This window comes from Labilibaculum sp. DW002, from assembly GCF_029029525.1.
Classification (GTDB): Bacteria; Bacteroidota; Bacteroidia; order Bacteroidales; family Marinifilaceae; genus Paralabilibaculum; species Paralabilibaculum antarcticum.
On record NZ_JAKJSC010000005.1, the window covers coordinates 245,316 to 255,238 of the forward strand.

Sequence of the window (9,923 nt, forward strand, 5' to 3'; positions counted from 1 at the left end):
CTTATCTTTAGTCCTTCAAAAATTACAAATACCCAATTTCATGCAAAAAATTCATTCTCTTACCTTATTATTACCAATATTTTTACTGTTTGCATCTTGCCAATCAATTGATGAGAAAGCTGAGAAGATACACAATCATGCATTCACGGTTGATACACATGTAGATACTCCTTATCATCTTTTAAATAAAGATTTTGATATTGGTGTGGCACATCCTTTTAAAAAAGGAGGAAGCCGTGTTGATTTTCCAAGAATGAAAGAAGGGGGATTGGATGGAATTTTTTTCGCAGCATTTACCTCCCAAATAGAAAGAACTGAAGAGAATATTTTAGCTGCTCGTTCGAAAGCTGATGAGTTAATTGATTCAATTTATTCTGCGTGTACGAAAAATAAAGATCAAGCGGAAGTTGCACTCTCTGTTGCTGATGGATATCGTATCGAGAAAGATGGGAAAAGAGCTATTTACATTGGTTTAGAAAATGGGTTTCCGATAGGAACCGAGATTTCTGAAGTGGAGAGATATTATAATAAAGGAGTGCGTTACATTACCTTGTGTCATACTTCGAATAACGACATTTGTGATTCATCAACAGATAAAAATGGAGAAGAATTTAATGGAGTGAGTACGTTTGGAGAGCAAGTTGTTGATGAAATGAACGATTTGGGAATTTTAATTGATGTTTCGCATATCTCAGACAGTTCCTTTTATGATGTGCTAAAGCTTTCGAAATCACCGGTAATTGCATCTCACTCTTGTGCTAGAGCTATTTGTGATAGCCCTAGAAACCTTACAGATGATATGCTGAAAGCTCTTTCTAAAAATGGAGGAGTAATTCAAATGTGTATTCTTGACGATTACGTTAAAGCTCCAGATACAACAACTATTGGCTATAAAAAAGAGCTTGAATTACGAGAAAGGTATCGAAAAGCTGGTAAGATGACCGAAGAAGAGGAACAAAAGATTTGGGATGAATGGAGACAAATGCAAATTGATTACCCGAAGGATAAGCCAACAGTTGCCGATGCTGTTGATCATATCGATCATATCGTGAAATTAGTTGGGATTGATTACGTTGGAATCGGTACTGATTTTGATGGAGGAGGTGGCCTAAAAGATTGTGTTGATGTTAGCCAAATGATGAATATTACGAAAGAATTGCTTCGCAGAGATTATTCAGAAGAGGAAATTGGTAAAATCTGGGGAGGTAATTTTATGAGGGTTTTTAAAAGGGTAGAAGAGTTGGCTTCAAACTAGCTTTCGTGTTTTGTAGCTTGTTTCTTTTAAAGGCAATTGCTTACATTTGTGATCTTAAAAATTAAAAAGAAAAGTTCGTGAAGAAGGTATTGATATTAAGTAGTAAAAATGAGGCACGCTCTCATATGGCCGAAAAATGGTTAAAATACTACGGTAAAAAGCATTTGGAAGTGGTGAGTGCTGGTCTAGAAAAGGGAATTATTAATGTGATGGCACAAAAAGCAATGGCCGAAGCAGTAATGGATATTCCTGAGTACAAAGCAAAATCAATTTCAGCTTTTCAGGATACGAACTTTGATTTTGTATTGTGTTTCGATGCAAAAGTGAAGGAGAATATGATAGAATTAAATGGTAACCCAGAAGTTTTGTTGTTTGAATTGCCTGATCCTGCCAAGGTAGAAGGAGACAAAGAGGTGAGACAGCAGGCTTACAATGCAATTTGTAATGCTGTTGAAGACATTTGTTTTGGCTTTGTTCAAGACAGATTTCAGATTGTTGCTTAATCTTTGTTAATTTTATTGATAAACAATTTTTTATTTAAAAAAGTGCTAGGCTAGTTTAATGGTCGAATAAAATATAATTCGGGATCCCAAAAGGATCCCGTTTTTTGTTTACCTAATCTCCATATTTATAGGTTTTGTAAGCGAAGATGAACATCGAACGCTTGTAACGTATAGGTGATTTTAACCTAATTTATTATTCGCTCAACTTGTTAAGTTGCTGATTTCTTTCTGTATGAATAATAGTTTAATACCAGCTTTAGTCTTGACAAGTGGCATTAAAATTCGTAATTTTAGTTTAGATCTAATAAAAACAATTAACGAGTAAAAAAGGACTCTTAATATGGAATTTATTCTTAAATATATAATTCAACATTACTTTCTTAACAAACTTAGATCCATCCTCTCATTCCTGCCAATTAAATTTAAAAAATATCAGTACTCATATTAACAAGGAGGCGAAAATGAAAAAAAATATCGGAGTATGGTTAGATACCGAAAAAGCTTACGTTATTACAATCGAAGAGAAAGATGCCAAAGTTGAAATAATTGAATCTGAAATTGAATCGAGGGTTCGTTATAAAGGGGAAACAAAAGCATATTCACGCTTTGGTAATCAATTTGTTAATCCAGCAACAAAAACAACACATAAAAGAAGGCACCAAATTAAACACTATTTTGAAAAAATTACTGATGCCTTGATAGATGCCGAAGAAATTTACCTTTTTGGACCGGCCGAAACAAAAGTACATCTGGCAAAACACATTAGTAAAGAACCTTTGCTAAAAGACCGTATTCGCAAGGTCGAATCGGAAGATCATTTGTCCGAAAATCAAATGATTGCATGCGTAAAGAATGTATTTAAACAAAAGCCAATTAAGGTGAATGTTCGTATTCGTCATTAAAGAATGTTAAGATAATTAAATGGTGAGGATTGGATAATTTTGTATAAAATTACCTAGATAGAGCGGTTCCCAGTTATGAGTTTCTTACGCGATTGCCATCGAAGAAGAATTCAAAACTGGGAATTTGTTTTATTAGTTTTTGAATCTTAGTTGTGTCAAAAAGCTTGTAACTTGAAGCTGTTAGCTGATAGCATTGTTATTGTAATGCGAAATTTTAAATTTGTAATTAGTTTAATTCTTAAATCAACTCAAAAATTAGACAATGATACAACAAGTAGAAATTACGCTTCCTGCATATTCAAGAGGTTATCATTTAATAGATTCGGAGATACACAAGCAGCTTGTTGATTTGCCAAAGACAGGTATCCTGCATTTATTTATAAAACACACTTCTGCAGCAATTACCCTAAACGAGAATGCAGATCCTTCAGTTCGAGATGATTTTGAGTCGATCATGAATAATTTGGTTCCTGAAAATCAATCTTACTACACACATGTTTTTGAAGGATCGGACGATATGCCTGCACATGTTAAGGCTTCGTTAATAGGTCCTGAATTAACGATACCAATAACAAAGCATCGTTTAAATATAGGAACTTGGCAAGGAATTTATTTGTGCGAATTTAGAAATAGAGGTGGACGAAGAAAAATTGTAGCTACAATTTATTCCTAGTTGTCGCAAATTTTGATATAAAAAAACGCCTCTTTTTAGGAGGCGTTGTTATTTTATATTGCTTTGGTTTTTTCTTTTAACCAAGTTTTGTGATCATCGTCCAAATCGGGAGACAAGGTATCAAATACCAATTGGTGGTAATTGTTTAGCCACTTTTTCTCAACTGGAGTAAGAAGTTCCATTTGAAGTCCTTTTGTTTCAAAATGACATAAGGTAATGGTTTCGAAATCTAAGAACTCACCATACTGACTTGTTTCAGCTTCCTTACAAAGAATTAGATTCTCGTGTCGAATACCATAGGCACCTTCTTTGTAAAAGCCAGGTTCGTTAGAACTGATCATACCCGGAAGAATAGCTTGTTCTTTTAATTCCTGACGAATACTTTGAGGTCCTTCATGAACGTTAAGGAAACACCCAACGCCATGTCCTGTTCCATGTCCGTAGTTTTTACCGTATTGCCAAAGTGCCTGACGAGCTAAAATATCGATGTTGCAGCCTCTGGTTCCCTTTGGGAAACTTTGCCATTGCTAAATTTATCATTCCCTTCAATACCAGCGTGAAATCTGTTTTTACATCAGCACTCAAATTTCCCATTGGGATGGTTCTGGTAATATCAGTTGTGCCGTCTAAAAATTGTGCTCCAGAATCAATTAAAAGGAGTCCTTCTGCTTTTATTTCACAATCCGTTTCGGCTGTTGTTGAGTAATGTGGCGATGCACCATGAGCTTTATAACCTACAATGCTACCAAAACTTTCACCCATAAAGTGTTTTTGCTGAGATCTAAACTCTCGAAGTTTATCCATTACTGTGAATTCTGTAATCTTCGTGTTTCCGAGCTTGTGTTCTAGCCAGTAATAGAATTCAGTTAGTGCAATACCATCTTTTCTCATGGCGTTTTTCATTCCCTTAATTTCAACTTCATTCTTTTGGCTTTTTAAAAGTTGAGAAGGGTTTTCTCTTTCGATAATATTTGCGCTTATTGAATAAAAAGCGTTTAAATTTGTTCTGTTTGGATCCAATAAAACATTTGCAGAACCAGGAATTTCATCTAAATCTGTAAAAATTTGTTCGTAATCAGCAATGTAGATTTCGTCGTCAGCAAGACTCTTAATAAGTTCTGCAGGAATCTGTTCTTCACTTAAATAAAGGGTAGCCGATTCTTTTCCAATAATAGCATAAGCTAAGCACAATGGATTGTAGGCAATATCACTTCCGCGAAGATTGAAAATCCATGCTACATCATCCAAGCTGCCTACGAAATGGAAATTACACTCTTTTGCAGCCATTTCTTTTCGGATTTTGGTCAGTTTGCTGAACCTGGTTTGTCCCGAAAAAGAAACTGTGTGATCGAATATTGGCTGTCTTGGTAGCTCTGGACGATCTGTCCAAATTTCCTCTGCTAAATCGAATTCTTCAACAACATGAATGCTTAAATCTCCTAACTTATTTTTCAGTTCTCGAGTTTGAGCCACTGAAAAACAGTTGCCATCAAAACCTATATTGGGATTAATTGGCAGCTCGCTCGACAACCATTCAAAATGATTAGGGGTGCCAATTAAGCCAGATTTGAAAAGTTCTATTCCACTTCCAGCCAATTGAGTTTCAGCTTGAAGAAAATATCTAGAATCAGTCCATAAACCAGCTTTTTCTTGCGTGATAACTAGAGTTCCTGCCGAACCAGTAAAGCCAGATAACCAACTTCTGGTGGTCCATCTGTCTGGAACATATTCGCTCATGTGAGGATCTGAGCTTGTTATTATAAAGGCATGAATTTCTTTTTCATGCAGTAAAGAACGCAGGGCGCTTACTCTGTTAGCAACGGTCATTTTTTAGTATCTAATTGTTTCAGCGTAAAATTACAATATTATGAAGATTTATTGTTGATAATGAGACATATTTTTTAATTATGACTGCTTTTAATGAAAAATCCCCCTTCGAGTTTCGAAGGGGGATAAATTATTTTATGAAGCTAGTTATTTAAGACTAACATTACCATATTGGCTATTGATTTGTACCTTAGCTTTCGGACTTTCTGAATTGCCCACAATAACCTTCAGTGAAGTCTCTGAATTGTCAACAATTTTCTGAATAACTTGTGCATTATCTGGATAGCTAATGCCACAATATTTTGTTTCCGCGTTTAAGGAATAATTTGCACCTTCTTCAATTGCGATACGACTTGCAACATATTTGTTATCCACCTTAATGGATTCAAAATCTTTCGAAACATTGTCAATTTTGCAATTGCCGTAGCGAAGGTTTAATTCCAAATTCTTATTTACATTTTCTATTTTAAAATCAGAATATTGCCCCATGCTCACTAAGAATGTATTGGTGTTAACAATATTAAAGGCATCATACTTACTATCGGCAATAACAGTCTCATTATTGTCTAAGTGCAATTTTGAATAACGACTTACAACTACCAATGCTTTACTAGTACCAATATTCATTTTTGAATATTTAAGAGTTAGTTTGGTACGATTGCATTCATTAACAGTAGCTTTTGCATAGCTAAGGTTTATAGTACTAACAGGCTTTTCTTCAGGATATAGAAAGCTTTCCCCTTGAAGGTTTCCATAACTTAAATTGATATTGGCCTTTGCTCTTAGTGCTTTAATGTATATGTTGCCAAACTTGTTTGAAACATCAAGCTTAACATATTCAGGCATGAAGATCTCATAGTCGATGCTGAATTTTTTACCTGTTTTAAATTTGTGTGACATCTCGGTTAACGCCGAAATATTATTTCCAACTTTATTCAATTTTATGTCAATATTGTTGAAGAGAGATTTTGCTTTTTCTTCACTCGTGGTTTCAATCGTAATTGTTGCAACAATCGAAACAGAGTCAGCATCCCAGTTTTTTATGTCGATATCGCCATATTTATTAACAATGCTAAATTCAGTACCCTGTGATGCAGTAAATACTTCTTTGATTTCTTTCTCGTATTCATCTATTGCAAGTGCATTAGTAGTAAATCCAAGAATTAGAACCAGTAAGAAAGCAGAAAATTTAGATTTAAATGATTTCATGGTCTTTTGTTTTATAGTTGTTTCTTAATTTTTTTTATTTAAACAGATGTGTTTAGAGCTGCTCTATTGTCCTTTTTTATTTGATATAATTGCTCAATTATTCGGTTTAGAACATTTGTTTTAACCTGATAATATTCAATCATAGCCTGAATAACTCTTTCGTCATCAGGATATAACTCAAGCTCTTTCTTTAGCTGAGTATAACGCTCATCCATCTCTTTTAGTTCTTCGCTAAGAATACTTTGGTGTTGTTCCTTATCAAAACTTCCCAATTGCTTTAGCATTCCCAATTGGCTGTTTATATTCGAAGTATAAAACAGCTCAACCTCCCTGTATTCAGGAGAAATTTGACTTAAACCTAGATTTTCACCTTCCAAATTCTTAATTTGATATCCAATCAAACCTGAAAAGAACACAAAAGTAATGATTACAGCCACTTTTAAAACAGTTGGCGCCCTTTCAAAGAGATTTCTTTTCTTTGAATGATTCATTTTCTCAAGAAAGTTTTCGAAATGACCTTCTTGAGGCTCCTCCTCGAACTCGTCTTTATGATCTCTAATAATGTTTTCTAACTCTTTCATACTTACAAATTTTCACTGATTGAAGTATGTAACCTTCTTTATCGTAATTATCTTTTTGGCAATAGCATACAAGTATGTTTACTCAAGTCGATAATAATAAGAGAATGGTTCATAGCAATTTTTGGTTTTCTTTTTTCGAAACAAGCTGAATCAATTTTTTCTTGGCTCTTAGGAATTGTGATCGAGAAGTAGAGGGGCTTATATTTAATATCCCACTTATTTCCTCATGATCATATCCTTCGAGTAAGTATAGATTCAAAATAATTCGATAGCCTGTTGGTAGCAGGTTTATTCCTTTTTTTAATTCATTTATTTGTTCTTCAGAGTAATCAAAACTCTGTACGTTTTCTTCAATAGGAAGCTTGTGAATTTCATTATCTAGCGGAAATAATTCCAATTTTTTCTTTTTTAAACTATCCAATGAACGGTTAATCACAATTCTTTTTAGCCAAGCTCCAAAGCTAACTTCACCCTTGTACTTACCAATGTTTTTAAATGCAGCTAAAAAAGCTTCTTGCATGATGTCTTCAGCCTCCGCAGGATCTTTTACGATCCGTAAAGAAGAGTTGTACATTGCTTTATAGTACAACTTGTAGATTTTGAATTGTGCTTTGGGGTTATTTTTTCCGCAAAGCTCAATTAGGTCCTGATGAATATTCTTGTACAATGAGCTCATTAATCAATTTCTATTCTAATGACGAATGCGGAATTCATGCGTTGCATGTTCTTTGGTTTATTTCAATAAATATAAGTAAAATGTTTAAAAAGCTTTACAAAATAGTTTTATTGATTTAATATGATTGTGGAAATGAAAAAGCCACCAAAAGATATTTGGTGGCTAATTAGTGATCCCTCTGGGGTTCGAACCCAGGACCCCAACATTAAAAGTGTTGTGCTCTACCAGCTGAGCTAAGGAATCTGTCCGTTAGGGAAACTAAATTTACTGAAAATTTTGACAATAGGAAATAGGAGGAATAAATTCATTTGCAGTTGACTGCAATTTTAATCGGTAATTAAAGAATATCCTTTTGGTTATCCAAAACTAGAATATGTACCTTTATGTAATCGTTTTGATAATAATAAAAGTAATAAATCGTTTAATTTCCATGAATCGTAATTTCCTTGTTATTGTATTATTGTTCCTAAGTCAGTTTGCACTTGGACAAATGCAACTTCAACTAACAGCTCAAATGCCAGATTGCAAAAATGAGAGCTTTTTGCTCCTTAAAGGAGATGAAGGTGGCGTATTTGTTATCGATCAGAGATCTGTTTCGGAGAATGGTGTTCTTTCTTTTGCGTGGAAGGGAGATTATGGATTTTATCGTTTACAAGGAGATATTGGTAAAATTGATTTTTTTCTACAAGCCAAAGACTTTCAATTTTCATTGGATGGTAAACCTGGAGAGGGCGAATTACGTTTCCCAGATCAGGATGAAAACAACCAGTTTCATTATTACTTGTCTGAATTTCATGTGTTGAATGAATCGATAAAGGCAATAAGGGCAGATGTTTCGAAACTAAATGAGAAAGATTCTTTATACAAAGAGCTAAGCAACCAATTTAAAAGACTGCAAAAAGATAAAAAGGTTATGTTGCGAGATCTTTGGAATGGACAGATTGATTCATGGGCTGCAAGAATGGCCTTGGCACAGCAAGTTTTGATTCCAGATATCAAATTAAAGGGGAAACAATATGACGAGTATTACAGAAAACATTTCTTCGATTATTTTGCTTTTACAGATACCGTTTTACAAGCTACACCAATCTATTATGAGAAAATAGGGCAATATTTAAAAGCTAGTAAATTAGAAGCCTTGTTAAAAGCTGAAAATTATAAACAGATTAAAGAGGCAATAGGAACTTTGTTTTGGATGACAGAATTGGAGCCTAATTCGCAAAAATATTTGGCTAATTATCTCATGAATCGTTATCCCGAAGAACAATATCCCAAATTGTATCACATGACGGTTGACGCATACAAAGTGCTAAATGCGTGTGAGTATGTGTTATCAAACAAAACAATTCAAAATCGTATCCTAAAATCAAAAGAAATAGGAACAGATTGGTCTGTGCCAGATCTGGATTTGTTTAACTCAATGGATGGAAAAATACAATCCATTTCCGATGTGAATAGCGAATTAACCTTATTGGTAATTTGGTCGGGAAGTTGCGAGCACAGTAGAGTTTTGTTAGATCGAATTAGAAATTTATACCCTGAATACAATGAGCTAGGATTAGAAGTAGTGGCTATTTCTTTAGATAATAACTTGAACTATTGGCAGCAAATTGTTGCACAAAATCAGTATCCTTGGATCAATGCATGCGATACCGAAGGCTTAAGCGGAACTACAGCAACGCAATTTAGCATTTACGTTACGCCAACAATGCTTTTATTCAATCCATCCTTAAAAACCATAGCCGTTCCTCAAACTTATTTTCAGCTAGAACAAGAGCTGATGGAGTATTTTAAGTGATTACGCAGCCTTTTTAGTATTCTTCTTTTAAAGTGCACCTTGCACTAAAGGCATTTACAGGTGTCAATTTAGTATTTATAACAACGTAGATTTATTTTTGTGATAGAGTAAACAAAAAGTTTTTGGGCTGCAATTAGTTTAGAATAATAAACTACAATTAGGAATTGATTCAATAAAATAAACATAGAAACCATTTGAGTAGAGGCGTAAAAAAAACCACCAAATTTCTTTGGTGGTTTTTTCGTGATCCCTCTGGGGTTCGAACCCAGGACCCCAACATTAAAAGTGTTGTGCTCTACCAGCTGAGCTAAGGAATCGTGCTGATTTTATTTGTAAGACTTTTGCTTGTCTTAAGTGATCCCTCTGGGGTTCGAACCCAGGACCCCAACATTAAAAGTGTTGTGCTCTACCAGCTGAGCTAAGGAATCGTGCTGATTTTATTTGTAAGACTTTTGCTTGTCTTAAAGTGATCCCTCTGGGGTTCGAACCCAGGACCCCA

Annotated in this window: 9 protein-coding genes, 3 tRNA genes and 1 pseudogene; 5 read left to right on the forward strand and 8 right to left on the reverse strand. The window is 34.4% G+C overall.

All coding sequences use genetic code 11. The annotated features are described in order from the left end of the window. The first annotated feature begins 40 nt into the window (after positions 1–40). The 4 genes from L3049_RS17405 to L3049_RS17420 all read left to right on the forward strand — a co-directional run bounded on the left by L3049_RS17405 (position 41) and on the right by L3049_RS17420 (position 3,333). Positions 41–1,255, forward strand: a complete 1,215-nt coding sequence (locus L3049_RS17405; protein ID WP_275111100.1) for a dipeptidase — start codon at positions 41–43, stop codon at positions 1,253–1,255. 77 nt (positions 1,256–1,332) lie between these two features. Beyond that, on the forward strand, positions 1,333–1,758 hold the full coding sequence (locus L3049_RS17410) for an arsenate reductase/protein-tyrosine-phosphatase family protein (RefSeq protein ID WP_275111101.1): 426 nt from the start codon (positions 1,333–1,335) through the stop codon (positions 1,756–1,758). A 461-nt stretch (positions 1,759–2,219) separates the two neighbouring features. Then, complete coding sequence (locus L3049_RS17415; RefSeq protein ID WP_275111102.1) at positions 2,220–2,660, forward strand: hypothetical protein; 441 nt, start codon at positions 2,220–2,222, stop codon at positions 2,658–2,660. A gap of 262 nt (positions 2,661–2,922) precedes the next feature. Further along, positions 2,923–3,333 (forward strand): secondary thiamine-phosphate synthase enzyme YjbQ, encoded by a 411-nt coding sequence (locus L3049_RS17420; protein WP_275111103.1) that lies wholly within the window; start codon positions 2,923–2,925, stop codon positions 3,331–3,333. Positions 3,334–3,386: 53 nt separating this feature from the next. On the opposite strand, the gene L3049_RS17425 is transcribed toward L3049_RS17420, so the two are convergent. The 6 genes and pseudogenes from L3049_RS17425 to L3049_RS17450 form a co-directional block, all read right to left on the reverse strand. Next, positions 3,387–3,674 (reverse strand): M24 family metallopeptidase C-terminal domain-containing protein, encoded by a 288-nt coding sequence (locus tag L3049_RS17425; protein ID WP_425440823.1) that lies wholly within the window; start codon positions 3,672–3,674, stop codon positions 3,387–3,389. Then, positions 3,654–5,160: pseudogene (locus tag L3049_RS17430) on the reverse strand (M24B family metallopeptidase); the annotation flags it as partial. The gene L3049_RS17425 and the pseudogene L3049_RS17430, both read right to left, overlap by 21 nt. 147 nt (positions 5,161–5,307) lie before the next feature. After that, entirely contained in the window at positions 5,308–6,369 is a 1,062-nt protein-coding gene (locus L3049_RS17435; RefSeq protein ID WP_275111105.1) for a hypothetical protein, read from the reverse strand. A gap of 38 nt (positions 6,370–6,407) precedes the next feature. After that, the gene (locus tag L3049_RS17440) at positions 6,408–6,950 is read right to left on the reverse strand and encodes a hypothetical protein (RefSeq protein WP_275111106.1); all 543 of its coding nucleotides are present in this window, start codon (positions 6,948–6,950) and stop codon (positions 6,408–6,410) included. 109 nt (positions 6,951–7,059) lie between these two features. Next, positions 7,060–7,626 (reverse strand): RNA polymerase sigma factor, encoded by a 567-nt coding sequence (locus L3049_RS17445; RefSeq protein ID WP_275111107.1) that lies wholly within the window; start codon positions 7,624–7,626, stop codon positions 7,060–7,062. 170 nt (positions 7,627–7,796) lie between these two features. Continuing rightward, positions 7,797–7,869 (reverse strand) — tRNA-Lys (locus tag L3049_RS17450). A gap of 187 nt (positions 7,870–8,056) precedes the next feature. On the opposite strand from L3049_RS17450, the gene L3049_RS17455 reads away from it, so the two are divergent. Continuing rightward, positions 8,057–9,424, forward strand: coding sequence for a thioredoxin-like domain-containing protein (locus L3049_RS17455; protein ID WP_275111108.1), 1,368 nt, complete (start codon positions 8,057–8,059; stop codon positions 9,422–9,424). Between the two features lie 244 nt (positions 9,425–9,668). On the opposite strand, the gene L3049_RS17460 is transcribed toward L3049_RS17455, so the two are convergent. Both L3049_RS17460 and L3049_RS17465 read right to left on the reverse strand, forming a co-directional pair. Next, positions 9,669–9,741: transfer RNA gene (locus tag L3049_RS17460), tRNA-Lys, on the reverse strand. 38 nt (positions 9,742–9,779) lie between these two features. Then, positions 9,780–9,852, reverse strand: a tRNA-Lys gene (locus L3049_RS17465). Between the last annotated feature and the right edge of the window lie 71 nt (positions 9,853–9,923).

Excerpts from the sequence above, each read along its gene's own strand:
- L3049_RS17405 (WP_275111100.1), top strand. The coding sequence starts at position 41 with ATGCAAAAAATTCATTCTCTTACCTTATTATTACCAATATTTTTACTG.
- L3049_RS17440 (WP_275111106.1), bottom strand. The coding sequence starts at position 6,950 with ATGAAAGAGTTAGAAAACATTATTAGAGATCATAAAGACGAGTTCGAG.
- L3049_RS17455 (WP_275111108.1), top strand. The coding sequence starts at position 8,057 with ATGAATCGTAATTTCCTTGTTATTGTATTATTGTTCCTAAGTCAGTTT.
- L3049_RS17425 (WP_425440823.1), bottom strand. The coding sequence starts at position 3,674 with ATGATCAGTTCTAACGAACCTGGCTTTTACAAAGAAGGTGCCTATGGT.
- L3049_RS17445 (WP_275111107.1), bottom strand. The coding sequence starts at position 7,626 with ATGAGCTCATTGTACAAGAATATTCATCAGGACCTAATTGAGCTTTGC.
- L3049_RS17415 (WP_275111102.1), top strand. The coding sequence starts at position 2,220 with ATGAAAAAAAATATCGGAGTATGGTTAGATACCGAAAAAGCTTACGTT.
- L3049_RS17420 (WP_275111103.1), top strand. The coding sequence starts at position 2,923 with ATGATACAACAAGTAGAAATTACGCTTCCTGCATATTCAAGAGGTTAT.
- L3049_RS17435 (WP_275111105.1), bottom strand. The coding sequence starts at position 6,369 with ATGAAATCATTTAAATCTAAATTTTCTGCTTTCTTACTGGTTCTAATT.